The organism is Frigoribacterium sp. PvP054, from assembly GCF_040547465.1.
GTDB lineage: Bacteria > Actinomycetota > Actinomycetes > Actinomycetales > Microbacteriaceae > Frigoribacterium.
Genome location: NZ_JBEPPU010000001.1, coordinates 60250 through 84803 on the forward strand (window position 1 = coordinate 60250; position 24554 = coordinate 84803).

Annotated in this window: 24 protein-coding genes and 1 tRNA gene; 5 read left to right on the forward strand and 20 right to left on the reverse strand. The window is 72.3% G+C overall.

Annotated features, from left to right (window positions below; all coding sequences use genetic code 11):
* Nucleotides 1-16: 16 nt before the first annotated feature.
* The 14 genes from atpE to argS form a co-directional block, all read right to left on the reverse strand.
* Nucleotides 17-250 carry an ATP synthase F0 subunit C gene (atpE, locus tag ABID81_RS00280; protein ID WP_043594505.1) on the reverse strand — a complete coding sequence of 78 codons (234 nt, stop codon included), beginning with the start codon at nt 248-250 and terminating at the stop codon, nt 17-19.
* A 54-nt stretch (nt 251-304) separates the two neighbouring features.
* A complete protein-coding gene (atpB, locus tag ABID81_RS00285) occupies nt 305-1111 on the reverse strand; it encodes a F0F1 ATP synthase subunit A (RefSeq protein ID WP_354592864.1) in 807 nt (268 codons plus the stop codon).
* 183 nt (nt 1112-1294) lie between these two features.
* Complete coding sequence (locus tag ABID81_RS00290; RefSeq protein ID WP_354592865.1) at nt 1295-1720, reverse strand: Cg1360 family ATP-synthase-associated protein; 426 nt, start codon at nt 1718-1720, stop codon at nt 1295-1297.
* Nucleotides 1717-2997: an MraY family glycosyltransferase gene (locus tag ABID81_RS00295; protein WP_354592866.1), complete on the reverse strand. Its 1281-nt coding sequence runs from the start codon at nt 2995-2997 to the stop codon at nt 1717-1719. Before ABID81_RS00295 ends, ABID81_RS00290 begins: the two co-directional genes overlap by 4 nt.
* A complete protein-coding gene (locus ABID81_RS00300; protein WP_354592867.1) occupies nt 2994-3671 on the reverse strand; it encodes an L-threonylcarbamoyladenylate synthase in 678 nt (225 codons plus the stop codon). The genes ABID81_RS00295 and ABID81_RS00300 overlap by 4 nt, the downstream gene beginning before the upstream one ends.
* A 39-nt stretch (nt 3672-3710) precedes the next feature.
* The gene (gene prmC / locus ABID81_RS00305) at nt 3711-4601 is read right to left on the reverse strand and encodes a peptide chain release factor N(5)-glutamine methyltransferase (RefSeq protein WP_502915164.1); all 891 of its coding nucleotides are present in this window, start codon (nt 4599-4601) and stop codon (nt 3711-3713) included.
* Nucleotides 4598-5680, reverse strand: a complete 1083-nt coding sequence (gene prfA, locus ABID81_RS00310) for a peptide chain release factor 1 (protein WP_354592868.1) — start codon at nt 5678-5680, stop codon at nt 4598-4600. Before prfA ends, prmC begins: the two co-directional genes overlap by 4 nt.
* Before the next feature lie 2 nt (nt 5681-5682).
* Nucleotides 5683-7938, reverse strand: a complete 2256-nt coding sequence (gene rho, locus ABID81_RS00315) for a transcription termination factor Rho (protein ID WP_354593303.1) — start codon at nt 7936-7938, stop codon at nt 5683-5685.
* Between the two features lie 326 nt (nt 7939-8264).
* Nucleotides 8265-9218, reverse strand: a complete 954-nt coding sequence (gene thrB, locus ABID81_RS00320; protein WP_354592869.1) for a homoserine kinase — start codon at nt 9216-9218, stop codon at nt 8265-8267.
* Nucleotides 9215-10297 (reverse strand): threonine synthase, encoded by a 1083-nt coding sequence (gene thrC / locus ABID81_RS00325; RefSeq protein ID WP_354592870.1) that lies wholly within the window; start codon nt 10295-10297, stop codon nt 9215-9217. The genes thrB and thrC overlap by 4 nt, the downstream gene beginning before the upstream one ends.
* Entirely contained in the window at nt 10297-11628 is a 1332-nt protein-coding gene (locus tag ABID81_RS00330; RefSeq protein ID WP_354592871.1) for a homoserine dehydrogenase, read from the reverse strand. The genes thrC and ABID81_RS00330 overlap by 1 nt, the downstream gene beginning before the upstream one ends.
* A gap of 66 nt (nt 11629-11694) precedes the next feature.
* Entirely contained in the window at nt 11695-13107 is a 1413-nt protein-coding gene (lysA, locus tag ABID81_RS00335; protein WP_354592872.1) for a diaminopimelate decarboxylase, read from the reverse strand.
* Between the two features lie 100 nt (nt 13108-13207).
* Entirely contained in the window at nt 13208-13987 is a 780-nt protein-coding gene (locus ABID81_RS00340; protein WP_354592873.1) for an LmeA family phospholipid-binding protein, read from the reverse strand.
* An 83-nt stretch (nt 13988-14070) separates the two neighbouring features.
* The gene (argS, locus tag ABID81_RS00345) at nt 14071-15732 is read right to left on the reverse strand and encodes an arginine--tRNA ligase (protein WP_354592874.1); all 1662 of its coding nucleotides are present in this window, start codon (nt 15730-15732) and stop codon (nt 14071-14073) included.
* 64 nt (nt 15733-15796) lie between these two features.
* Here argS and ABID81_RS00350 point away from each other — a divergent pair, with 64 nt between their 5' ends.
* Entirely contained in the window at nt 15797-16423 is a 627-nt protein-coding gene (locus ABID81_RS00350) for a hypothetical protein (RefSeq protein ID WP_354592875.1), read from the forward strand.
* 134 nt (nt 16424-16557) lie between these two features.
* Here ABID81_RS00350 and ABID81_RS00355 read toward each other — a convergent pair whose 3' ends face one another.
* Nucleotides 16558-17385, reverse strand: a complete 828-nt coding sequence (locus ABID81_RS00355) for a gamma-glutamyl-gamma-aminobutyrate hydrolase family protein (RefSeq protein ID WP_354592876.1) — start codon at nt 17383-17385, stop codon at nt 16558-16560.
* Between the two features lie 94 nt (nt 17386-17479).
* The gene (locus ABID81_RS00360; RefSeq protein ID WP_354592877.1) at nt 17480-18199 is read right to left on the reverse strand and encodes a pyridoxine/pyridoxamine 5'-phosphate oxidase; all 720 of its coding nucleotides are present in this window, start codon (nt 18197-18199) and stop codon (nt 17480-17482) included.
* Between the two features lie 77 nt (nt 18200-18276).
* Between ABID81_RS00360 and ABID81_RS00365 the strand changes: the two genes are divergently transcribed.
* Nucleotides 18277-18351, forward strand: a tRNA-Arg gene (locus ABID81_RS00365).
* A 112-nt stretch (nt 18352-18463) separates the two neighbouring features.
* Here ABID81_RS00365 and ABID81_RS00370 read toward each other — a convergent pair.
* The 4 genes from ABID81_RS00370 to ABID81_RS00385 all read right to left on the reverse strand — a co-directional run bounded on the left by ABID81_RS00370 (nt 18464) and on the right by ABID81_RS00385 (nt 21081).
* Nucleotides 18464-19102 carry a hypothetical protein gene (locus tag ABID81_RS00370; RefSeq protein WP_354592878.1) on the reverse strand — a complete coding sequence of 213 codons (639 nt, stop codon included), beginning with the start codon at nt 19100-19102 and terminating at the stop codon, nt 18464-18466.
* A 40-nt stretch (nt 19103-19142) separates the two neighbouring features.
* Nucleotides 19143-19727 (reverse strand): recombinase family protein, encoded by a 585-nt coding sequence (locus ABID81_RS00375; protein WP_354592879.1) that lies wholly within the window; start codon nt 19725-19727, stop codon nt 19143-19145.
* A gap of 98 nt (nt 19728-19825) precedes the next feature.
* A complete protein-coding gene (locus tag ABID81_RS00380; protein WP_157490025.1) occupies nt 19826-20041 on the reverse strand; it encodes a hypothetical protein in 216 nt (71 codons plus the stop codon).
* Nucleotides 20042-20190: 149 nt separating this feature from the next.
* Nucleotides 20191-21081 (reverse strand): EamA family transporter, encoded by an 891-nt coding sequence (locus tag ABID81_RS00385; RefSeq protein WP_354592880.1) that lies wholly within the window; start codon nt 21079-21081, stop codon nt 20191-20193.
* A 50-nt stretch (nt 21082-21131) separates the two neighbouring features.
* Here ABID81_RS00385 and ABID81_RS00390 point away from each other — a divergent pair, with 50 nt between their 5' ends.
* The 3 genes from ABID81_RS00390 to ABID81_RS00400 all read left to right on the forward strand — a co-directional run bounded on the left by ABID81_RS00390 (nt 21132) and on the right by ABID81_RS00400 (nt 24488).
* Nucleotides 21132-21539 (forward strand): hypothetical protein, encoded by a 408-nt coding sequence (locus ABID81_RS00390; protein WP_354592881.1) that lies wholly within the window; start codon nt 21132-21134, stop codon nt 21537-21539.
* 94 nt (nt 21540-21633) lie between these two features.
* Entirely contained in the window at nt 21634-23658 is a 2025-nt protein-coding gene (locus ABID81_RS00395) for a TPM domain-containing protein (protein ID WP_354592882.1), read from the forward strand.
* A 107-nt stretch (nt 23659-23765) separates the two neighbouring features.
* Nucleotides 23766-24488, forward strand: a complete 723-nt coding sequence (locus tag ABID81_RS00400; protein WP_354592883.1) for a PspA/IM30 family protein — start codon at nt 23766-23768, stop codon at nt 24486-24488.
* Nucleotides 24489-24554 lie beyond the last annotated feature (66 nt).

Here is a 24554-nt window from a genome sequence, read left to right on the forward strand (position 1 = left end):
GTGTCGTCCTAACTGATCAGGAGAAGATGAAGCCGGCGGCGAGGCCGATGAAGCCCAGCAGCTCGGTGAACGCGATGCCGAGGAACATCGTGACCTGCAGGCGGCCGGCCAGCTCGGGCTGACGTGCCATGGCCTCGACGGTCTTGCCCGCGACGATGCCGATACCGATGCCGGGGCCGATCGCAGCGAGGCCGTAGCCGACGGTCGCGATGTTGCCGTTGATCTCAGCGAGGATCGTGGTGGTGTCCACTTGTGTTTCCTTCCGGTTGGGCGATGCTCGTCGGATGACGTGCGTCGTCTGTATTTAGTGTTCTTTCGCCGCGGCCTGTTGGATGTAGACCGAGGCGAGGAGCGTGAAGACGTAGGCCTGCAGCACGGCGACGGCCATCTCGACGATGGTCATCACGAAGCCGCCGATGAGGGTGAGGGCGCCGAAGGCCACGAAGCCCCCGCTCATGCTGAAGAAGAAGAAGTGCGTCGCCGCGAAGCAGAGCACCAGCAGGAGGTGGCCGACCATCATGTTCAACAGCAGTCGGAGCGCCAACGAGATCGGGCGGACGATGAAGATGTTGATGAACTCGATGGGCGTCAGCAGGATGTACATGACCCACGGCACACCGGGCGGGAAGAGCGCGTTGCGCAGGAAGGTCGCCCCGCCGGCTTCACGGAAGCCCGCGTAGATGAACATGACGTACGCGACGACCGCCAACAGCAGCGGCATGGCGATGACCGAGGTGCCGGCGATGTTGAGGCCGGGGATGATGCCCGTGATGTTCATGGCGAAGATGCCGAAGAACATGGCGGCCAGCAGGGGCAGGTACTTCCGACCGAGCTTCTCGCCGAGGATCTCCTCGACGATCTGGATGCGGACGAAGTCGAGGCCCAGTTCGGCGATGCTCTGCCCGCGGGACGGGATGAGCCGCCCCTTGCGCAGGGCCAGCCAGAACAGCAGCAACATGACGGCGATCGCGAAGAGGCGGACCAGCATGATGCGGTTCAGCTCGAAGGGCGTGCCCTCGAAGAAGATGGCGGGAGGGAAGAACTCGTCAAGAGTCGGGGCGTGGAATCCCCCGTCCCCGTGGCCGGCTTCGGCAGCGGAGAGCAGGTTCACAGCGTTCGCTATCAGCGCTATCTCCTGTGTCGGGGCGAGCACCCTGAAGTGTCGCGACGATTGGTGGGGTTTGTCATCCGTGCACGCTGGAGACGCGGCCGGGGAACGTCGTCAACCCTATCAAGGTAATGCTTGCTTCCACGAATCGGTCGAGCTATTTTCACCGTCTGCACGCATCGTCGGTCACTCGCTGGGGGCGGGGGGCAACGACGCGTCGCTCACGTACGACAGGCGGCCTCGGACGACCACGAGCGCGTCGACCGCGAGGGTGCCGACGATCGACACCACGAGGGCGAGGAAGAGCACGACGTCGTCGACGAAGGGCTGGTCGCGCAGCACCACGAGCAGCGCGATGAAGATCACCAGCTTGAGCAGCCAGGCGCCCATCACGATGCCGAAGAAGGCCCCGAGCGTGAACCGGATGGCGACGAGCATGCTCGCGGCCGTGATGGCGGCGAAGAGGATCGCCAGCCCCACGCCCACGAGGGCGCTCCAGAGGCCGTCGGTGCCGGCGAACAGGTAGCCGAGCCCGCCGCCGACCACGGCGATGACGAGGGCGAGCAGGCCCGTGTACTTGAGGATCTGCGTGAAGATCGAGCTGGCGTTCATGGGTGGTCCTTCGGGTTCGTCAGTTCGGGCACCACGGCCTGGGCGGCGGTGTCGGTGTCGTGTGGGTCGAGTGCGTCGGCGGCGGCGTCGAGCGGATCGAAGCGGTCGGACGCGGTCGTCGACAGTTCTCCGGTGCGGGTGGTCTGGACGGCGATCTCGACCTTCTTGCGGCGACTCAGGGGGGAGAGGGTCGCCGCGGTGCAGGCGACGAGGCCGACGCCGAGGAACACGGCCACGAGGTAGGTCGGCTTGACGAAGAGGAACATCAGGCCGCCCACGGCGGCGACGAGCGTCCAGGCGTAGAAGATCAGGACGGCCTGGAAGTGCGAGTGGCCCATGTCGAGCAACCGGTGGTGGAGGTGCTTGCGATCGGCCGTGAAGGGCGACTTGCCGGCGCTGACGCGCCGCAGGACGGCCAGGCCGAAGTCGAGCAGCGGGACGATCAGGATCGCGAAGGGCAGCACGATCGGGATGAAGGCCGGGAGGAGCGCCGTCCGCGAGATGCCCGCCGGGTCGATCTGACCGGTCACCGAGATCGCGCTCGTGGCCATGACGAGGCCGGTCAGGAGGGCGCCGGCGTCGCCCATGAAGAGTTTGGCGGGGTGCCAGTTCAGGGGCAGGAAGCCCAGGCACGCCCCGATCAGCACGGCCGACAACAGCGCCGCGAGGTTGAAGTACTCGGTCTGGCCGATGGTGATCGAGATGACGAAGCTGTAGACGAAGAACACGCCGTTGGCGATGATGGCGACCCCGGCCACGAGACCGTCGAGACCGTCGATGAAGTTGACCGCGTTCATCACGAGGACGATGGTGAGGACCGTCAGCACGAGCGACATGTAGGGCGATCCGATGGCGAGGCTGCCGCCGATCGGCAGGGAGACCAGCTGCACGCCCTGCCAGGCCAGCACCCCGGCCGCGATGATCTGCCCGGCCAGCTTGGTCATCCAGTCGAGGTCGAAGAGGTCGTCGACGACGCCGATCACCACGATGATGGTCGCCGCGCCGATGATGGCGAGGGGCGGCCCGGCGTCGGCGAACACCAGGCGGAAGTAGTCGACGCCCGAGATCAGCGGGAAGACGAACCACGCCGCGAGCAAGGCGACGACGATGCCCGCCCACATCGCGATGCCGCCGAGACGGGGCGTGGGGGTCTGGTGGACGTCACGCTCGCGGATCTTCGGGTAGAGGCGGTACTTGAGCCCCACCCGCCAGACGACCACGGAGAGCACGAAGCTGACCGCTGCCGAGATCGCCAGCGCGAGGAGGTAGTACCTCACGCGAGGGCGTCGGCCCCGACGACGCGGATGATGTCGGCGTCGGCGAGGACGCCGTGCCGCACGATGCGGAGCACGCCGTCCGCGCCCGCCGTCGCGTCGACGATGGTCGAGCCCGTGTTGGCCCCGGCCATGTGCTCGTACGACGTGCCCGCGGGGCCGTCGTCGAGGTAGACCGACACCGAGTCGCCGAGCATGCGTCGGGCGTCGCCCGCCGACTCGGCGGCCGGCTTGCCGGTGAGGTTGGCGCTCGACACCGCGAGGGGGCCCGTCTCTTCGAGCAACTCGAGTGCGATGCGGTGGCTCGGCACGCGGAGGGCGACGGTGCCCCGGGTCTCACCGAGATCCCAGCTGAGCGACGCCTGGGCCCGGAAGATCACCGTGAGCGGCCCGGGCCAGAACTCGTCGAGCAGCGGACGGACCACCTCGGGCACGCGGTCGGTGAGCGCGGCGAGGGTCTCTTGACCCTTGATCAGCACCGGGGGCGGCGACTGGCGCCCGCGGCCCTTGGCGTCGAGCAGGCGCTGGACGGCGGTCGGGTCGAAAGCGTCCGCGGCCACGCCGTAGACGGTGTCGGTGGGCAGCACCACGAGCTCACCCCGCCCGATGGCACCGCGCGCCATGCGCATGCCGGCGAGCAGTTCGGAGTCGACGGAGCAGTCGTGAAAAGTGGCCATGACCTGACGATGATAGTGCGACGGACCGGGAGAACCCGCTCAGCGCACCGCCGTGGTCGCCCGGTCGCGACCGGCCAGGTCGGGATGCGTGGCCGGGGACCGCCAGCCGTCGGCCGTCAGGAGGTCGCGGATCGCGCCTCCTTGTCGCTCGCCGTGCTCGATGACGAGGGCTCCCCCGGGCCGCAGCAGGCGCTTCGCCGTCAGCGACAACGCGCGCACCAGGTCGAGGCCGTCCTCACCGCCGTACAGGGCCAGGGCCGGGTCGTGCAGGCGCACCTCGGGGTCGCGCGGGACCATGCCCGTGGGCACGTAGGGCGGGTTCGAGACGACCACCGACACGAGGCCGTCGAGCTCGGGCAGCGCGTCGGCGAGGTCGCCCTCGACCAGCCGCACGTTGTCGACCCCCACGGCCGCGATGTTCCGGCGGGTCCAGACGGCCGCCTCGGGAGACAGCTCGACCGCGACGACGGACGCCGTCGGCACCTCGGAGGCCAGGGACAGCGCGAGGGCACCGCTGCCCGTGCCGAGGTCGACCGCCACCGGCGACGCCTCGGGCACCGCCCGCAGGGCGTCGACGGCCAGCTGGGCGACGCCCTCGGTCTCGGGTCGGGGAACGAAGACCCCCGGCCCGACGAACAACTCGAGACGGCGGAAGGACGCCCGCCCCGTGATGTGCTGCAGCGGTTCTCGGGAGGCGCGGCGCGCGACCGCCGCGACCAGCGCCTCCTGCTCGTCGGCCGTCAGTGCCGCCGAGGTGACGGCCCGCGCCCGGACCACGCCCCGGTCGAGGCCGGTGACGTGGCCGACGAGCAGTTCGGCGTCGACCTCGGGCGAGGGCACGCCGGCGTCGGCGAGGACGGTCGACGCGACCCGGAGGGCGGCGTCGACCGTCGTCACGCCCCCGAGGGCCGCGGCGATGGCGTCGCTCACGACGAGGTGTCGCCGATCTCGGCCAGACGCGCCTCTTCGTCGGCCTGGATGCACGAGTCGACCACCGGGTCGAGCGCGCCGTCCATCACGGCGTCGAGGTTGTAGGCCTTGTAGCCGGTGCGGTGGTCGGCGATGCGGTTCTCGGGGAAGTTGTAGGTGCGGATGCGTTCCGACCGGTCCATGCCCCGGATCTGGCTCTTGCGGGCGTCCGACGCGATGGCCGCCTGCTCTTCCTGCTGGCGGGCCAGGATGCGCGCGCGCAGGACCCGCATGCCGGCCTCGCGGTTCTGCAGCTGGCTCTTCTCGTTCTGCATGGCCACCACGATGCCGGTGGGCAGGTGGGTGATGCGGACGGCGGAGTCGGTCGTGTTGACCGACTGACCGCCGGGGCCGCTCGACCGGTACACGTCGATCTTGAGGTCGTTCTGGTTGATGTCGACCTCTTCGGGCTCGTCGACCTCGGGGAACACGAGCACGCCCGTGGTCGAGGTGTGGATGCGTCCCTGCGACTCGGTCGCCGGCACCCGCTGGACCCGGTGCACGCCGCCCTCGTACTTGAGGTGCGCCCAGACGCCCTGCGAGGGGTCGGAGGCGTTCGACTTGATGGCGACCTGCACGTTCTTGTACCCGCCGAGGTCGGAGTCGTCGCTCGCGATCATCTCGGACTTCCAGCCCTTCGACTCGGCGTAGTGCAGGTACATGCGCAGCAGGTCCGCCGCGAACAGGGCGCTCTCGGCTCCCCCCTCGCCGCCCTTGATCTCCATGATGACGTCGCGCCCGTCGTCGGGGTCGCGAGGGATCAGGAGGCGCCTCAGGCGTTCCTGGGACTCGTCGAGCGCCTGCTCGAGGGCGGGCACCTCGTCGGCGAACGCCTCGTCCTCCTTCGCGAGCTCGCGGGCGGCCTCGAGGTCCTCACCCGCCTGCTGCCACGCCGAGTGCGCAGCCACGATGCGGCTGAGCTCGGCGTAGCGGCGGTTGATCTTCTTGGCGCGCGCGGCGTCGGCGTGGACGGCGGGGTCGCTGAGCTGCGTCTGCAGGTCGTCGTGCTCCGACAGCAGCACGGCCACCGACTCGAACACGCTCAGTGCTCCTTGTGGCCCGAGTCGTGTCCGTTCGAGGCGGGGACCGACTTCTGGACCTGGACCAGGAACTCGACGTTCGACTGCGTCTCGCGCAGGTTGCGCAGGACGATCTCGAGCGCCTGCTGCTGGTCGAGCCCGGCCAGGGCCCGACGCAGGCGCCAGGTGATCTTGACCTCGTCGGGGCTGAGCAGCATCTCTTCGCGACGGGTGCCCGAGGCGTTGACGTCGACGGCGGGGAAGATGCGCTTGTCGGCCAGGTGGCGCGACAGGCGGAGCTCCATGTTGCCGGTGCCCTTGAACTCCTCGAAGATGACCTCGTCCATCTTGGAACCGGTCTCGACCAGGGCGGTGGCGAGGATGGTCAGCGAGCCGCCGTTCTCGATGTTGCGCGCGGCCCCGAAGAAGCGCTTGGGCGGGTACAGGGCCGACGAGTCGACGCCGCCCGAGAGGACGCGTCCCGACGCGGGGGCGGCCAGGTTGTACGCACGGCCGAGGCGCGTGATCGAGTCGAGCAGCACGACGACGTCGTGACCCAGCTCGACCAGGCGCTTCGCCCGCTCGATGGCGAGCTCGGCGACCGTCGTGTGGTCCTCGGCGGGGCGGTCGAAGGTCGAGGCGATGACCTCGCCCTTGACGGTGCGCTGCATGTCGGTGACCTCTTCGGGTCGCTCGTCGACGAGCACGACCATGAGGTGCACCTCGGGGTTGTTCACCGCGATGGCGTTCGCGATCGACTGCAGCACGAGGGTCTTGCCGGCCTTCGGCGGCGAGACGATGAGGCCGCGCTGGCCCTTGCCGATCGGCGACACGAGGTCGATGATGCGGGTCGAGAGCTTCTGGGGCTCGGTCTCGAGTCGGAGGCGCTCCTGCGGGTAGAGCGGGGTCAGCTTGCTGAACTCGACGCGCTTGGCGGCCTCGTCGACGGGCTGGCCGTTGATCGAGTCGATCTTGACGATGGCGTTGTACTTCTGACGCCCCTGGCCCTGGTCGCCCTCGCGCGGCTGGCGGATGGCGCCGACGACGGCGTCGCCCTTGCGCAGGTGGTACTTCTTGACCTGGCCGAGCGAGACGTAGACGTCGCTCGCCCCGGGCAGGTAGCCCGTGGTGCGGACGAACGCGTAGTTCTCGAGCACGTCGAGGATGCCGGCGACGGGGATGAGCACGTCGTCCTCGCCGATCTCGGGCTCGAGGTCGTCGTTCTGGGCGCCGCGGCCACGCTTGCGGTCGCGCTGACGGCCACGACCCTGACGGCCGCCCTCGTCGGCCTGGCCGCCGGACTGCGGCCCCGTGCCGGGCTGCTCGCCGCGGGCGGCGTCGTTCTTCTCGCCGGCGGCACGCTGGGCCTGCTGTTCGGCCTTCTGGTCGGCACGCTGCTGGCCGTTCTGCTGGCCACCGTTCTGCTGCGCGGCGTTCTGCGACGCGTCGGCCTTCTGGCCGCCGTTCTGCTGGCCGCCGTTCTGCTGGCCGCCGTTCTGCTCGGACTGGCCCTGCTGCGATCCGCCCTTGCCGCGGTTGCGGTTGCGGCTGCGACGACCGCCACCCTGCTGACCGCCGTTCTGCTGGTCGGCGGCCTGCTGGTCGCCCTGACCCTGGTCGCCGCGACCCTGCTGGTCGGCGCTGCCCTCGTCGTCGGACGTCGAGCCGCCGGCCTCGGTCGTGGCGCCCTCGGTCGAAGCACCCTCGGGTTCGGCGGCGGCGGTCGCGTCGGCGGCCTGACCCTCGACGGACGCACCGGGGCGGGTCGCGTCGGCGGCGACGGACGCGTCGGAGGCGCGGCGTGAGCCCCGACGGCGCGACGGACGCTCGACAGGGGCGTCCTGCTCGGCGGCGGGCACCTCGGCGGCCGCCTCGGACGCGGCGGGAGCGTCGACGACGGCGGCCTCGGTGGCGGGCACCTCGACGAGGGGGGCGACGCCGGTCTCGCCGGCGTTGACGTGGTCGCCGGCGCCGCGGGACTCGGGGGCCCCGGCGGCGGACGTGGCGCGACGCGAGCCGCGACGGGCGCGGGTCGGTGCCTCGGCGGGCTCGGTCGCCTCGACGGCGGGGGCCTCGGTGCCCTCGGCGACGGCGGTCTCGACGGAGGCCGGGACGCCGGCGTCGACGACACCGTCGAGCGTCGGCTGGGGGGCGACCTCGACGGCGGCCCCCTCGCCCTGCTTCGCCGCGATGGCGGCCACGAGGTCGCCCTTGCGCAGCTTCGAGATGCCGCTGATGCCGAGCGACGAGGCCAGGGCCTGCAGCTGGGGCAGGCGCATGGCGGTGAGTTCGGGCGTGGACGGCGCAGCGGCGCCGTTCTGGACGTCAGTCACGAGTGATGGGTTCCTTTCGCTCCCCCGCGTTGATCGGCGGGGCAGAGCTGGTCACACCTCGCGGCCTCGGGCCTGCACGGGGCGGGTTCGCCCCTAGGGGCTGCCCTGTGCGGGCTCTGCACGGGATGAGCAGGAGGCCGGGGAGGTGCGGTGCGCGCCGACCAGATCGGCAGACGAACACTGCTAGATGTGCACTACGGGATGTGCGACCCGGGGACTCGAAGACTTGTGACCCCACGCGGTTGCCCCCACGAGTGACGGTGGAGACGTTGCTAGATGCCCAGGAAATCTGAGTTTTCTACCGGGTGCGGCACCACTGTAGCACCTTTGAGATCGACGGCCAGCATCAACGGGCGCCACGCCGAGACGGCGTGTTCACGGACCAGGTCGGCGGCGAAGAGACGCTGCGCGGGGTCGCTGCCGAGCACCAGCAGCGAGGGCCCGGCACCCGAGACGACCGCGGCGAGACCGGCGTCGCGGAGCATGCGGATCAGCGCGTCGGTCTCGGGCATGGCGCTCGCCCGGTAGCTCTGGTGCAGGCGGTCCTCGGTGGCGGCGAGCAGCAGTTCGGGGCTCTGCACGAGCGCCGCGACGAGCAGGGCCGAACGGGAGACGTTGAAGGTGGCGTCCTCGTGCGGCACCGACGCCGGTTGCAGGCTGCGGGCCAGCTTCGTCGACAACGTCGACTCGGGCACGAACACGACGGGCGAGACCCCGCGGTGGACGAGCAGGCGCTTGTGCGACGGACCGTGCGAGTTCATCCAGGCGATCGTGAGGCCGCCGAACAGCGCGGGTGCGACGTTGTCGGGGTGCCCCTCCATCTCGGTCGCCAGCGCCAGCAACGCCGTCGAGTCGAGTTCGACGGTGCCCTCGAGCAGCCCCTTGGCGGCCATGATCCCCGAGACGATCGCCGCGGCGCTCGACCCGAGGCCCCGGCCGTGCGGGATGGCGTTCCGGGCGCGGAGGTGCAACCCCGGCAGCGGGACGTCGACCGACGCGAAGGCGGTCGCGATCGCGCGGACGACGAGGTTCGAGGCGTCGGTCGGCACCTGGCCGGCCCCGACGCCCGACACGTCGATGCGGACGCCCGGCTCACGCGTCGCGGTGACCTCGAGCTCGTCGTACAGCGACAGCGCGAGGCCGAGCGTGTCGAAGCCGGGGCCCAGGTTCGCCGAGGTCGCGGGGACCTTGACCAGCACCGACCGTCCGACGACCTCGGAGGTCATGCAGAGGCCGGGACGAGACCGAGCACCTCGGCCACCCGGGTGGTGTCGCTGGCGACGACGGTCGGCTGGACGTCGCTGCCGTCGGATCGACGGAGGGCCCACTGCGGGTCTTTCAGGCCGTGGCCCGTGACGGTCAGCACGACCGTGGCGCCGGCGGGGACCACGCCGGCGTCGGCGCGCTCGAGCAGCCCGGCGACGCTGATGGCCGACGCGGGCTCGACGAAGACGCCGACCTCGGCCGAGAGGATCTTCTGGGCCGCGAGGATGGCCTCGTCGGTGATCGCCCCGAACCAGCCGTCCGTCAGGTCTCGTGCCTCGAGGGCGAGCTGCCACGAGGCCGGGTTGCCGATGCGGATTGCACTGGCGATGGTCTCGGGGGCCTTGACGACCTCGCCGGCGACGATGGGGGCCGAACCGGCGGCCTGGAACCCGAACATGCGCGGCAGCTTGGTGGCCCGACCGATCTCGAGGTCTTCGCGGTAGCCCCGCGTGTAGGCCGTGTAGTTGCCGGCGTTGCCGACGGGGATGAAGTGGAAGTCGGGGGCGTCGCCGAGCACGTCGACGACCTCGAACGCTCCGGTCTTCTGGCCCTCGATGCGGTCGTTGTTGACCGAGTTGACGAGGTGCACCGGGTAGTTCGCGGCGAGGTCACGCGCGATGTCGAGGCAGTCGTCGAAGTTGCCCTGGATCTGCAGCAGCTGCCCGTCGTGGGCCACGGCCTGGCTGAGCTTGCCCATGGCGATCTTGCCCTCGGGCACGAGCACGGCGGCCGTGATGCCCGCGTGCGCCGCGTAGGCGGCGGCCGACGCCGACGTGTTGCCCGTCGAGGCACAGATGACGGCCTTGGCGCCGTGCTCGACGGCCTTCGAGATGGCCATCGTCATGCCGCGGTCCTTGAACGACCCGGTCGGGTTCATGCCCTCGTACTTGACGTACACCTTCGCGCCCGTGCGGTTCGACAGCGCCGGAGCCGGGATGAGCGGCGTGCCGCCCTCGCCGAGCGTGACGATCGGGGTGGCGTCGGTGACGTCGAGACGGTCGGCGTATTCGCGCAGGACACCCTGCCACTGGTGGGCCATCAGGCTCCTTCGACTCTCAGCACGCTCGTGACGGAGTTCACGACCGTGGCGTTCTTCAGGGCGGCCACCGTGGCCGCGAGGTCGGACTCGCGCGCCCGGTGGGTGCCGATGATCAGCGTAGCGGTGGCCACGCCGTCGCCCTCGACCGTGACGCCCGGCGTCGCACCGGAGGTCTGCTCGACGTTGTGGACGCTGACGCCGTGCTCGCTGAGCACGCCGGCGACCTCGGCGAGGACGCCCGGCTGGTCGGCGACGTCGAGGGTGATCTGGTAGCGGGTCGAGACGCGTCCGATCGGGAACACCGGCAGGTTGGCGTGGGTGGACTCGGCCACGCCGGGGCCGCCGATGACGTGCCGGCGGGCGGCCGAGACGAGGTCGCCCAGCACGGCCGACGCGGTCTCGACTCCCCCGGCACCGGCGCCGTAGAACATGAGGTCGCCTGCCGACTCGGCCTCGACGAAGACCGCGTTCTTCGCCCCGTGCACGGCCGCCAGCGGGTGGCTGAGCGGCACGAGTGCGGGGTAGACGCGGGCGCTGACCCCCTCGACGCCCTCGTCGTCGACGAGTCGCTCGCAGATCGCGAGGATCTTGACGACGTAACCCGCCTTGCGGGCGGCGACGACCTGGTCGTGCGTGACGGAGGTGATGCCCTCGCGGTGGACCGCGGCCAGGGGCACGGCCGTGTGGAACGCGAGGCTGGCCAGGATCGCGGCCTTCTGCGCGGCGTCGTAGCCCTCGATGTCGGCGGTGGGGTCGGCTTCGGCGTACCCGAGCGCGGTGGCCGTCGCCAGGGCGTCCTCGAGGGTCGAGCCGTCGGTGTCCATGCGGTCGAGGATGAAGTTGGTCGTGCCGTTGACGATGCCCATGATGCGCTGGACGCGGTCGCCGGCGAGGCTGTCGCGCAGCGGACGGATGATCGGGATCGCCCCGGCGACGGCGGCCTCGTAGTAGACCTGCGCGCCCACCTGCTCGGCGGCGTCGAAGAGCTCGATGCCGTGGCTCGCGAGCAGGGCCTTGTTGCCCGTGATGACGTCGGCCCCCGAGTTGAGCGCCTGCAGGACGTAGCTGCGGGCCGGTTCGAGCCCCCCGATCAGCTCGACGACGATGTCGGCGCCGACGATGAGCGATTCGACGTCGGTCGTGAAGAGCTCGCGGGGCAGGTCGACGTCCCGCGGCGCGTCGACGTCACGGACGCCGATGCCGACGAGCTCGAGCCCGGCGCCCGCGCGACCGGCGAAGTCGTCGCCCTGCTCGAGCAGCAACCGCGCCACCTGGGACCCCACCGAGCCGGCGCCCAGCAGGGCGACCCTCACGTTGCGGTATTCGATCATGTCAGTCCGTTCTCGGGTGCGTCGTCGTCGGGGTGCGGGGTCGTCGGGGTGCCGGGCCGCGCGAGGTCAGGAGGCGCCGGGCGCCTGGTCGAGGCCGGCGTCGCGGGCCAGCAGGTCGGCCTCGCTCTCGCCCCGCACGATCACGCGGGCCCGGCCGTCGCGCACCGCGACGACGGGCGGACGCCCGACGTGGTTGTAGTTGCTGGCCAGGCTGTGGCAGTAGGCGCCCGTGGCGGGCACCGCGAGCAGGTCGCCGGGGGCGACGTCCCCGGGCAGGTAGTCGGCGAGCACGACGAGGTCGCCGCTCTCGCAGTGCTTGCCGGCCACCCGGACGAGCGCGGGCGACGCCGAGGAGGCACGGTTCGCGATGCGCACGGAGTAGTCCGCCGAGTAGAGGGCCGTCCGGGCGTTGTCGCTCATGCCGCCGTCGACGCTGACGTAGCGCCGCACGGCGCTGCCCTCGTCGGACGAGACCGTCACGTCCTTGATCGTGCCGACCTCGTAGAGGGTCGTCCCGGCGGGGCCGACGACGACGCGCCCGGGCTCGACCGCGAGCAGGGGGACGTCGACCTCGAGGCGGGCGCACTCGGCCTGGACGATGTCGGCCAGGGCCACGGCGAGCTCGTCGAGCGGGCGGGCGTCGTCGGCGCTCGTGTAGGCGATGCCGAACCCGCCGCCGAGGTTGAGCTCGGGGACCGGACCGGTGGCGAGCAGTTCGGCGTGCACGGCGAGCAGGCGACGGGCGGCCTCGGCGAAGCCGTCGGAGCCGAAGATCTGCGAACCGATGTGCGAGTGCAGGCCGACGAACTCCAACGAGGCGTGCTCGCGGATCGACCGGACGATGTCGGGCGTCTCGGTCAGCGGGACGCCGAACTTCTGGTCCTCGCGGGCGGTCGCGAGGTACTCGTGGGTCGAGGCGTGCACGCCCGAGTTCACCCGGAGGCGGACCCGCTGGACGCGTCCGTGCCGTTCGGCGGCGGCGGCCACGCGGCCGGCCTCGGCGGCGTTGTCGAGCACGATCGTGCCGATGCCGGCCTCGACGGTGCGGTCGATCTCGGCGAGCGACTTGTTGTTGCCGTGGAACCCCATGCGGGCGGGGTCGACGCCCGCGGCCCGGGCCACGGCGAACTCGCCCCCGGTGCAGATGTCGACGGCCATCCCGGCCTCGGCCACCCACCGCGCCACCTCGGCCGACAGGAACGCCTTGGCCGCGTAGTACACCGTCGCCGTCGTGCCGATGCGGGCCGCCTCGCGCTCGAACGAGCGGACGGCCTCGACGGCGCGCGTGCGGGCGTCGTCCTCGTCGACGACGTAGAGCGGGGTGCCGAACGTGGCGACGAGCTCGGACGCCGGGACGCCGCCCAGCACGAGCTCGCCCTCGGGCGAGCGCCGGGCCGTGGCCGACCACACGACCGGATCGAGGGCGTTGGCGTCGGTCGGCTCGACGAGCCAGGCGGGTGCCAGGGGGTTCGGGGACACGCGGACCTCGGGTGATCGGGGGACGGGGAACGACATCAGAGCCTACCGACCGTCGACGACCGTGACGGCCACGGCCCGGGGTCGCGGGCGCCGGGCACCGTCAGGAGCAGGAGCCCTTGCTGCCGATGCCGCTCGACGAGATCGGCAGGCCCGGCGAGGTCACCTCGAGGGTCGCCGCCGACGGGGTGACGGCGACGCCCGTGAGGGTCGTGCCCTGCGGGAGGTACTGCGCGGCGCAGACGTCGAACGCGTAGCCGCCGACGAAGGGTGCGAGGTCGAGCGAGAGGGAGGTGTCGCGCAGGGAGGCGGAGACCGGCGTCAGGGAGATGACCCGCCCCTCCTGGGTGATCGCCGGCGTCGCGACGACGTCCACCGGGACGACGGTGCCGATGACCGGGATGGTGAAGTCGCGGGCGTACGTGACCTGACCGTCGCCGAACGAGATCGCGCCGCCGGTCTCCTGCACGGCCGCGAGCCCGTTGACGGTCGCGGCGTCGGCGGTCACCGTGCCCGTGATCGCCCCGGTGCTGCCCGACAGGTCGGTCGGCACGTCCCGCACGTCGAAGTCGTACGAGAGGCCGTCGGACGAACCGGCCGACGAGATCGTGGCCTGGTCGATGCTGCCCTGGACGAGTTGCCAGAGCATCGAGAAGCCGCCGATCTGCACGTCGACGGGGCCCGCCGCGTCGCCGAGCTGCTGCGAGATCTGCTTCTCGGCCTGGTCCTCGGCGACCGTCCGGACCACGAGGTCGGCGACGACGGCGAGCACGCCCAGGACCACCACGATGCCGAGCAGCACGAAGACGAAGATGCCGAAGCCACGACCCCGGCGTCGGGCGACGGGCTTGGCCTCGAAGAAGTCGGAGTCGATGTCGCTCATCGCGCCATCTTGTCAGCCGGCGCCCGACGACCGCGCGCGCCGCGCCTCCTGCGGTCGAGACCGGGGAGGCGCGGGGCCGGGGGTCACATGCGGCCGGGTGCCGAGACGCCCAGCAGACCGAGCCCGTTGCGGATGACCTGACCGGCTGCGTCGTTCAGCCACAGGCGCGTGCGGTGCAGGTCGGTGACCTCGTCGTCGCCGAGGGGCGTCACGCGGCAGCTGTCGTACCAGCGGTGGTAGGTGCCGGCCAGCTCTTCGACGTACCGGGCGACGCGGTGCGGCTCGCGCAGCTCGGCGGCCTGGACGACGACGCGCGGCAGCTCGGACAGCGCCCCCAGCAGCGCGCTCTCGGTCTCGTGGGTCAGGAGCGACGCGTCGAAGGCGTCTCGGGTGACCCCCGCGGCCTCGGCGTTGCGGGCCACGGCGCGGGTGCGGGCGTGGGCGTACTGCACGTAGAAGACGGGGTTGTCGTTGCTGCGCTTGGTGAGCAGGTCGAGGTCGATGTCGATCGAGCTGTTGACCGGGCTGCGGACGAGCGAGTACCGACCGGCGTCGACGCCGACCGCGTCGACGAGGTCCTCCATCGTGACGACGGTGCCCGCGCGCTTGGACATGCGCATCGGTTCGCCGTCGCGCAGCAGGTTGACCATCTGGCCGATGAGGATCTCGAGGTTGACGCCGGGCTCGTCGCCGAACGCCGCGCACATCGCCATCATGCGGCCGACGTAGCCGTGGTGGTCGGCGCCGAGCATGATCAGGTTGCGCTCGAAGCCCCGCTCGCGCTTGTCGAGGTAGTACGCCAGGTCGCCGGCGATGTAGGCCGCCTCGCCGTCGCTCTTGACGATGACCCGGTCGCGGTCGTCGCCGAACTCGGTCGTGCGCAGCCAGGTCGCGCCCTCGGCCTCGTAGACGTGCCCGAGCTCGCGCAGGCGCGCCACGGCACGCTCGACGGCCTTCGACTCGTGCAACGAGTTCTCGTGGAAGTACACGTCGAAGTCGACGCCGAAGTCGTGCAGCGACGCCTTGATGTCGGTGAACATGAAGTCGACGCCGACCGACCGGAACGTCTCTTGCGCCTCGTCACGGGGCAGCTCGCGCACGTCGCCGTCGACGGTGGCCACGACGCGGGCGGCGATCTCGGCGATGTACTGACCGCCGTAGCCGTCCTCGGGGGTGGGTTCACCCAGCGCGCTGGCGAGCAGGCTGCGGGCGAAGCGGTCGATCTGCCCACCGTGGTCGTTGAAGTAGTACTCGCGGGTCACGAGGGCGCCCTGGGCCTGGAACACGCGGGCCAGGCTGTCGCCGACGGCCGCCCAGCGGACGCCGCCGAGGTGGATCGGGCCGGTCGGGTTGGCCGAGACGAACTCGAGGTCGATGGTGACGCCGCGGTAGTAGTCGCCGCGACCGTAGGCCTCGCCCTGCTCGACGATCGACCGGGCCAGCAGGCCGGCCGCGGCCGCGTCGACGCGGATGTTGATGAAGCCGGGACCCGCCACGTCGACGTCCGCGACGCCGTCGACCTCGGCCAGCTCGGCCGCGATCTCGGTGGCGAGCTCGCGGGGGTTCGTCCCCACGCGCTTGGCGAACTTCATGGCCACGTTCGAGGCCCAGTCGCCGTGGTCGCGGTTCTTCGGCCGCTCGAGGGCCACGTCGCCCTCGGTCACCGCCACGTCGACGGTGCCTCGGCGCTCGAGGACGCCCTGGACGACGGCGAGCAAGGACGTGGAGAGTTCGGCGGGAGTCACGAGGGACGATCCTACCGGCAGCGGCGAGGCCCCCGACGAGCGAGGCGTCGACGATGATGGAGGCATGCGTCACGCCCCGAGCCGCCCCTCCGCCGCCCTGCGCACCCTCGTCCTGACGGGCACCCTCGCCCTGTCCCTGAGCGCGTGCACGGGCCCGTCGCCGACCGGGCCGGACGCGTCGCCGACCCCACGCGCGGCGTCGTCGGCCACCCCCGAGGCGACGGCGACCGCGGCACCCGCCCCCGACCTCGTGAGCAGGCCCCTCACCGTCGACTGCGGCGACCTGATCGGCGCCGACGGCCTCTCGTCGTACTACCCGTCGCTCGCCCTCGTCCCGGCGGACGACGCCGCCGGCGACGAGAGCCGCGACGGCGAGGCCCTCGAGATCGTGGCCGAGGCCGACGGCACGATCTGCACCTGGCAGGACGCGGACGGTGCGACGATCACGGTCGGGGTCGCCCGCTTCGACGGCGAGAGCCTCGACGAACTGGCCAACGAGCTCGTCGCGACGAGCAACTCGGTGCCGACCTACGGCGTCGAGGGTTACTTCGACACGCCCGGAGGGGTGGGCACGGCCGAGGCGTTCTCGTCCCCGGCGTTCGTCGTGGCCCGCTCGACGACGTTCCTCGAACCGGGTGACGCCGAGCCGGTCGTCTCGGCCGTGGTGAACGTGCTGCAGACGATCGACTGACGTGCCCGGCCGAGGCCGGCCGGTGCCCGGGTGCGATCGACCGGACGAACCCGCCCGAGGCCACGGCGAGCGGCCGGGCGGCCTCGCCCGGTCGTGTCCTCGGGCGGGAGGCGCGCTCGGGTGAGGGGCGTGGCCTAGGCGACCAGCGCCTCCCGGTCCGTCCGCGAGGCCCCGGCCCCGGCGAGGCGACCGGCCAGGACGGACGCGGCCAACGACGCCAGCAGCGCCTCGAGCTGCCCGGCCGGCGCACCCTTGTCTTCGGGGTGCCACTGCACGCCGACGATCGGTGCGGAGACGTGCTCGACGGCCTCGACGGTGCCGTCGACGGCCCGACCGACGACGCGGAGCCCGTCACCGAGGCGCCCGACCGCCTGGTGGTGCGCGCTCTGCCCGACGGGCTCGGCACCCAGGGCGCGGGCGAGGCGGCTGCCGGACTCGAGCGAGACGGCGTGCGGGTGCATGAGGCGGTCGACGGGGGCCTCGGGCGTCCGGTGCAGGCCCTCGTGGTCGTCGAGGTGCTGCACGAGGTCGCCGCCGAGGGCGACGTTGATCACCTGGTGGCCACGGCAGACGCCGAGCACCGGGGTGCGGCGGGCGACGGCCCTCCGCACGAGCGCCAGCTGCGCCTCGTCGGCCACCGGGTCGTGACGACCCTCACCCGGGTAGCCGGTGGAGCCGCCGTAGACCCGGGGTGAGAGGTCTTCGCCGCCGAGCACGACGATCGCGTCGGCGTCGTCGGTCGCCCGCAGCAGCTCGACGGTGCCGAGGTCGCCCGCCGCGAGACGGCTGGCCCGCCAGCCCGCGGCCTCGGCGGTCGCCTGCACCCGCGCGTTCATGTCGTCGACGTACGCGTGGTACTCGGCGGCGTGCGGCCGGTGCCGGGTGACCTCGACCACGGCGAGGCGCATCGAGGCGACGGCGGGGTCGCTCGGGCGGTTCGTCGGGGCGGCGTGCGAGGTCATGCCCCCATGCTGCCGACGCGGCCCGCGGAGGGCCAGGCGTGTGTCGCCGCGTTACGCCCACCGCGCGAGCCGCCGCGTCGGCACCGGGCGGTCGTCAGGGCCACAAGGAGGCGCGGGTCCAGCCGTCGCCGTCGCGGTCGTACCGCAGGCGCACCTGGTCGCGCCCCGTGGTGGCCTGCCAGAACTCGACCGACGTGGGGTCGACCCGCCAGGCCGTCCAGTCGTCCGGGACGAGGGTGTCGTCGGCCTCGATCGCGGCCTTCGCCTCGGCCAGTCGCGACCGGGTGGCGGCCTCGTCGGTGATCGGGCTGCTCTGCGGCTGGGTCATGGCGACGGCCCGCGAGTCGGGGTGGCGAGCGGTGAAGTCCTTCTCGCTGACCTCGCGCGGGCCGGCGGACGCCCGGCCGAGCACGCGGACCTGGCGACCCTGCTCGCGCCAGTACAGGGTGAGCGCGACCCGCGGGTTCTCGGTGATCTGCCGACCCTTCGGGCTGATCGACGACGTCGCGAACCAGAGGGCCCCGTCGTCGACGTCCTTGAGCAACAGCGTCCGGGCGGTGACGTCACCGTCGGACGACGAGGTCGAGAGCACCATCGCGTGCGGTTGGGCGACGTCCTGCTCGACGGCCTCGACGAGCCAGGCGACGAACTGGTCGACGGCGTCGTCGGCCACGTCGTCGACGTCGAAGGTGGGCAGCTCGGGGTGGAAGACCTTGGCCGAGCGGAGGCGCTCGCGCAGCGTCGGGCCCGCGGGGTCGGTGCGGTCGGAACGGGTGCCGGTGTCGGCCTGGTCGGTGCGGTTGTCGTCGGTCACCCGTCCACGATGCACCCCACGAGGCCCGGGCGTCCCGCACGGTGCCGATTCGCTGCTAGCCTTGACGACGTTCCCGGGCCCCCATAGCTCAGGGGATAGAGCACTGCCCTCCGGAGGCAGGGGCGAAGGTTCGAATCCTTCTGGGGGCACCACAGTCATCGTCGGCACCGTGGGCCTTCCTCGCGAGCGCGGCTTCCTCCGAATCGCGGGTCTCTCCCTGGACCACGGCTCGGCCTTCGGTGCCCGATCGCACGACCGGCGAGGTCACGCCGTCGACGTGGCGGCCTCGTCCGCGGCGGCGAGCACCCGGTCGTCACGCCGGGTCTCGTAGAGCGTGACGGCCGCCAGGAAGACGACGAGGAACATCGGCGCCCCGACGGCGAGCAGCGGGGTACCGGCGGCCGTACCGAGGGTGGCGATCATCAGGAACAACCCGGCGACGGGGAGCAACGCCGCTCGGTTCGCACGTCGTTTGAGCGTGATCAAGGCCCGGACGAGGTCGGCCCTCTCGGGTTCGATCGGGTCGCGGCCCATGATCTGTCGGTTCAGCGAGCGCCGCTCGGCCGGGCCGAGGGCCGCCGTCGGGGTGCCCGTGGTCCTCCAGACGAAGAACGGGGAGAGCGCTCGCGACGAGCGGGCACGGAGCCACCCGACGAGTACCACGACCACCGAGGTGACGCCGAGGCCGATCGTGAGGACCACGGACCCTCCCTCGTCGGTGCTCGCGACCCAGATGGCGAGGGCCGAGGCCGAGACGGCGACTGCGACCCCTGCCGCCTGCATCGACGGGCCCCGGAAACGCTGCCCGTGCTCGGTGACGTCGCGCACGCGACGGGTGACGTCGGCCCAGTCGGGTCGTCCGGGGGCCGGTGCTCGGTCGCCGTGCGACGGTTCGTGGGTCATGGTGCCGACGGTAGCGACCCGGCTCGACTCGTGCCCGGGGTCAGTCGGCCTGCTGGCGGCGGGCGCGGTCGGCGTCGTCGCGCTCGAGCTCGCGCCGCAGGACGCGTTCGGGCACCGCGACGTGCTCGGCGGCCTCGCGCAGGCTCGCTCCCCCGGCGCGCAACTGACGGGCCGCGTCGAGGCGACGTCTCGAGACCGGGGGCTTCGGGGTCTGCGCCACCCGCGCCTCCTGGCGTCTGCGGGTCTCGGCGCGGTGCGGCTCGCCGCCGACCTGCTCGTCGAACCGGGCCAGGGCCGCCGTCACCCGGAAGAAGAAGCGCCCGTAGGCGTTGAGCTCGTCGATCTGCTCGTCGATCGATCGGAAGGCCACGCCCAGGGCGTCGAGGGTGGCCATCACCCCGACCAGCTCGGCGACAGAACGACCGATGCGGTCGACGGCCGTCACGACGAACACGTCCCCCTCGCGCAGGCTGCCGATGGCCTTCGCGAACTCGGGCCGCGACTGTCTCGTGCCGGTGGCGTGGTCGACGAACACCCGGTCGCACCCCCGGGCGCGCAGGCGCTCCGCCTGCCCCTCGGACGACGGGTCGTCACGCGAGACGCGGGCGTACCCGACGACGGTCACGATGGGCCTCCTGGCGAGGGCGGACAGAGAGATGAGGCCCCGCCGACGGCGAGGCCTCGTGTTGACGCCCTAGGGCACCCGTCGACGAACGGTCGTCGTCAACTGTAGGTCAGCGCGATCACCGCGACGTCGAGCGTGCGGTACGACCCCTCGCGACGGACGGCCGTGCGCACGCGACCCCGCAGGACCTCGAACGACCCGTCGCTCTCGTGCACGAACCCGATCACCCCGGCGGTCGGCGTCGACACGCGGTGGAACCCGTCGCCCAGCGGGACGACCTCGGCTCGGGACGTACGCTCCAAGACAGCACCCATGATGTCTCCTCACTCCTTGCATCGTTCTCCGGCCCATCACTTCGGCCGTGGGTGCAGCGTACCCCGCAGGTGGGGTACAAGCCCTGGACCGGTCATCAGGCTCGGGCACTCGTTCGCCCTGCGGACAGACGGCGGGGCGACGACGGCCGTCAGGCGGCCGGCGCCTCGGGCAGGGGGCCCCGACGACGACGACGACCGGCCGCGACCGTGACGCCGACGCTCGCGGCCGTGACGCAGGCGAGCGCCACGACCTCACGCGGACCGAGGGCCTCGCCGAGCACGACCAGGCCGGCGAGCGCCGCCACGGCCGGCCCGAGGCTCGAGAGCACCCCGAACACCCGGGTCGGCAGGCGCCGCAACGCCACCGACTCGAGCGCGTACGGGATCGCCGAGGTCAGGGCCGCCACCACCAGGAAGACCACGAGGAGGCGCGGGTCGGCCCGGACGGCGACCGTCGCGTCGTGCGCCCCGAACGGCACGACGACGAGGGCCGCGACGAGCATGGCCGTCGCGAGGCCACCCATCGGGTCGCGTCCCCGCCCGAGCGCGGCGTTGGCGAGGATGTAGCAGGCCCAGAACGCACCCGCGCCGAGGGCGAGCAGCACCCCGACGAACGGGATCGCCCCCGTCGAGTCGGAGCCGAGCAGGACGACCCCGGCGAGGGCGAGCAGGGCCCACGCCGCGTCCCACCACCGCCGGGTCTGCACGAGGGCGACGACGAGCGGGCCGAGGAACTCGAGGGTGACCGCGACCCCCAGGGGCACGACGTCGATCGCGAGGTAGATGAGGGAGTTCATGCCCGCGAGGGCGAGGCCGAGCACGACGACGCCGAGCCACGTGCGGCGCGGCCAGCGCCACGGGCGGGGGCGGAAGACCACGAGCAGCAGGGCGGCGCCGAACGCCAGGCGCAACGCGGCCGCGCCGGTCGGCCCCAGGGCCTCGAAGTGCGTCTTGGCGAGGGCGGCCCCGAACTGCACCGAGACGATCGCCGCGACGGCGAGCAGGGGGGCCGGCACACGGCCGAGGGGGCTGGGGTTCACGGGGCTCCGGGTTCGTCACGGGGTGCACGGCGGCACAGTACGATCGTGGCATGAGCGACGCCTTCTCCGTCATCGCGCCGGTGGTGGAGCTCTTCGGCTGGTTCGGTTTCGTGGTCGGCAGCCCCTTCCTCGTGGCCGGCTGGGTGCTGCGTCACCGTGCCACCCGCCTCGAGAGCACCGTCGGCGTGGTCATCCCCCCGCCCGAGTGGGCCCGGGCGGCCACGGCCCGCTGGATGGACGTCGACGGGCAGCTGCACGAGACGCAGTTCGGCGACGTCCCGCTCACCACCCCGCTCGAGACCGAGCTCACCGTGCACTACGACCCGGACCGCCCGCACCGGGCCCGCGTCCACCCGCCCCACGACGACGGCCGGGCTCCCCGCACGGTGGGGGCCGTGCTCTACGCCGTCGGGGCCGTCTGTGCCGTGGCGTCGGTGGCACTCCTCTTCCTGTCATGACCCGCGCGCCCTCGACGAGGTCCGCGGCCCCGCGACCCGGGCGTCCTGACGGGGGCCGTCGATAGACTCCCCCGCAACGAGCGAGGGGAGCGTCGTGAGCACGAGCGCAACGACCGGCCGACGATCGACCAGCCGTGCCGTGGTCGCCGTCACCACGGCGGTCCTGACCTGGCTCTGCGCCCTCTCCTTCGGAGCGGCCCCGGCCCAGGCCGTCGAACCGGTGCAGCTCTCAGGTGCCTACGTGGTCGACCAGGCGGACGTGCTCTCGAGCGCGGACGAGCGCCGGGTGACCGAGGCGCTCGACTCGCTCTCGACCGACACGGGGGTCAACCTCTTCGTCGTCTACGTCGACTCGTTCACGTCGCCGTCCGACCGCACGGCCTGGGGTGAGGCGACCGCCTCGCTGAACCAGTTCGGCCCGAACGACGTACTGCTGTCGGTGGCGGTCGACGACCGGCTCTACGACCTCTCGACCGACACCTCGGTCGTCTCGGAGTCCGACCGGCAGGCGCTGCAGACCGACGTGGTCGTCCCCCAGCTGCGTGACGGCGACTGGGCCGGTGCCGCCGTCGCCCTGGCGGACGGCATCCGCAGCGACGAGGCCGGGCCCGACCTCGGGTGGGTGCCCTGGGCCCTGCTGGTGCTGGTCCTCGTCGCGGCGGCGGTCGCCGTCGCGTTCGTGGTCCGTCGTGCCCGACGCCGCCGGCGCGAGCTCGACGCCCGAGAGGCCGACCAGCACGAACTCGACCAGCGTGCCGCCCGCGTGCTGGTCGCCCTGGACGACGAGCTGACCGCCGGCGCCCACGAGGTGGGCTTCGCCGCCGCGCAGTTCGGGGACGAGGCCGCCCGGCCCTTCGCCGAAGCGCTCGACGCGGCCCGGGTGCACGCCCGTGAGGCGTTCGAGCTGCAGCAGAGGTTGGACGACTCCGTGCCCGACTCCCCCGAGCAGCGCCGCGAGTGGACCACGCGAATAATCGAGCTGTGCGAGGCGGCCGACGCCTCGCTCGCCGAGCAGTCCGCCGCGTTCGACGAGCTCCGCGAGGCCGAGACCCGGGCGCCGCACGACGTCGAGGCCCTGCCGGGCGAGATCGCGACGCGACGAGGGCGCCTCGCGACGGCCCGCACCGTCATCGACGAGCTCACCTCGATCTACTCGGCACGGGCCGTGGCGTCGATCGACCAGAACGACGACCAGGCCGACCGTCTGCTCGAGTTCGCCGACGAACGCCGGACCACGGCCGCGACGGCCCTCACGACGTCGTCGCCCTCCGAAGCCGTCGTGGCGATCCGCGAGGCACGTCAGGCGTTGGCCCAGGTCGACCAGCTGCTCACGGCGATCGACGGGGCGGGCGAGTCGCTGCGGACGGCGAGCAGCACGATCTCGGCCATGACCCTCGACCTGCGGCGCGACATCGCCACGGCCGAGGGGTTGCCCGACGGCTCCGCTCCGCAGGGCGTCGACGTCGCGGGCTCCGTGTCCGCCGCGCGCGCCTCCGTGGCCCTGGCCGAGACGACCACCGACGACCCGCTCGCCGTCGTCGCGTCGCTCGGCGCCGCCAACGAGCGCATCGACCGGGTCCTGGCCGAGGTGCTCGAAGAGGCCGAGAAGCGACGGCGGGCGCAGGCCGCCCTCGACCAGGCCCTGCTGACCGCCCGCAGCCAGATCAGCGCCACCCGCGACTTCATCGAGACGCGTCGGGGCGGCATCGGTCCGCAGCCCCGGACGCGGCTGTCCGAGGCGGAACGCCACCTGGCCACGGCCGTGTCGCTGGCCACCTCCGACCGTGACGTCGCCCTGTTCGAGGCCCACCAGGCCGTCCAGCTCTCGCAGGCGGCCGCGGCCGGTGCCGAGGCCGAGGTCTCGTCGTACCAGCAGGCCGGTCCCTTCGGCGGGGCGACCCGGGGCTCGGCCGGCGCCGACCTGGGGGGCGTGGTCACCGGCATGCTGCTCGGCGGGCTCTTCAGCGGCGGCGGGGGCGGCTTCGGCGGCGGAGGCGGCTTCGGCGGCGGAGGCGGCTTCGGAGGGGGAGGCGGCTTCGGCGGAGGCGGGGGTGGCGGTTTCGGCGGAGGCGGCGGCGGGGGCGGCGGCGGTCGCAGTTCCGGCGGCGGCCGCTTCTGATCCCGCACGGCCCGCCCGCCACGACCCTCGGTCTCGAACCGGCACACCTCTCGACCCGCAGCACGACCGGCACCACCCTCCGGCACCACCTCTCGAAAGGACGCACCATGGCAAAGCAGTCGATCTTCGGACGCATCGCCCAGCTCACCCGCGCGAACATCAACAGCCTGCTCGACCAGGCCGAGGACCCGAGCAAGATGCTCGACCAGATGGTCCGCGACTACACCAACAGCATCGCCGAGGCGGAAGAAGCCGTCGCCACGACGATCGGCAACCTGCGCCTGCTCGAGCAGGACCACGCCGAGGACGTCGCCGCCGCCGCGGACTGGGAGCGCAAGGCCCTCGCGGCGAGCAACAAGGCCGACGAGCTCCGGTCGTCGGGCAACACCGTCGATGCCGACAAGTTCGACGCCCTCGCCCGGGTGGCCCTGGGCAAGCAGCTGACGAGCGAGAAGGAGGCCAAGACGGCCGAACCGCAGATCGCCTCGCAGACCGAGGTCGTCGAGAAGCTGAAGACCGGGCTGAGCGGCATGCGGTCCAAGCTCGACCAGCTCGCCGCGAAGCGAGACGAACTGAACGCCCGCTCGAAGACCGTCGAGGCCCAGACCAAGGTCGCCGACGCCGTCCAGAGCATCGACATCATGGACCCCACCAGCGAGATCAGCCGGTTCGAGGACAAGGTCCGCCGCGAGGAGGCCAAGATGCTCGGCCGCCAAGAGTTGGCCGCCTCGAGCCTCGACGCGCAGTTCGAGAGCCTCGACGACCTCGGCGAGCAGACCGAGGTCGACGCCCGCCTCGCCGCGCTCAAGCTGGGTGCGCTCGACAAGTGAGCCAGCCGCCGCCCCGCACGCCTGTCCCGGTGGCGACGCCGCCGGTGCAGGCGCGCCGGGCGGCGC

Excerpts from the sequence above, each read along its gene's own strand:
- ABID81_RS00290 (WP_354592865.1), bottom strand. The coding sequence starts at position 1,720 with ATGAACGCCAGCTCGATCTTCACGCAGATCCTCAAGTACACGGGCCTG.
- ABID81_RS00300 (WP_354592867.1), bottom strand. The coding sequence starts at position 3,671 with ATGGCCACTTTTCACGACTGCTCCGTCGACTCCGAACTGCTCGCCGGC.
- rho (WP_354593303.1), bottom strand. The coding sequence starts at position 7,938 with ATGCGCCTGCCCCAGCTGCAGGCCCTGGCCTCGTCGCTCGGCATCAGC.
- thrB (WP_354592869.1), bottom strand. The coding sequence starts at position 9,218 with ATGACCTCCGAGGTCGTCGGACGGTCGGTGCTGGTCAAGGTCCCCGCG.
- thrC (WP_354592870.1), bottom strand. The coding sequence starts at position 10,297 with ATGGCCCACCAGTGGCAGGGTGTCCTGCGCGAATACGCCGACCGTCTC.
- ABID81_RS00330 (WP_354592871.1), bottom strand. The coding sequence starts at position 11,628 with ATGATCGAATACCGCAACGTGAGGGTCGCCCTGCTGGGCGCCGGCTCG.
- ABID81_RS00340 (WP_354592873.1), bottom strand. The coding sequence starts at position 13,987 with ATGAGCGACATCGACTCCGACTTCTTCGAGGCCAAGCCCGTCGCCCGA.
- ABID81_RS00350 (WP_354592875.1), top strand. The coding sequence starts at position 15,797 with ATGCGTCACGCCCCGAGCCGCCCCTCCGCCGCCCTGCGCACCCTCGTC.
- ABID81_RS00355 (WP_354592876.1), bottom strand. The coding sequence starts at position 17,385 with ATGACCTCGCACGCCGCCCCGACGAACCGCCCGAGCGACCCCGCCGTC.
- ABID81_RS00370 (WP_354592878.1), bottom strand. The coding sequence starts at position 19,102 with ATGACCCACGAACCGTCGCACGGCGACCGAGCACCGGCCCCCGGACGA.
- ABID81_RS00380 (WP_157490025.1), bottom strand. The coding sequence starts at position 20,041 with ATGGGTGCTGTCTTGGAGCGTACGTCCCGAGCCGAGGTCGTCCCGCTG.
- ABID81_RS00390 (WP_354592881.1), top strand. The coding sequence starts at position 21,132 with ATGAGCGACGCCTTCTCCGTCATCGCGCCGGTGGTGGAGCTCTTCGGC.
- ABID81_RS00400 (WP_354592883.1), top strand. The coding sequence starts at position 23,766 with ATGGCAAAGCAGTCGATCTTCGGACGCATCGCCCAGCTCACCCGCGCG.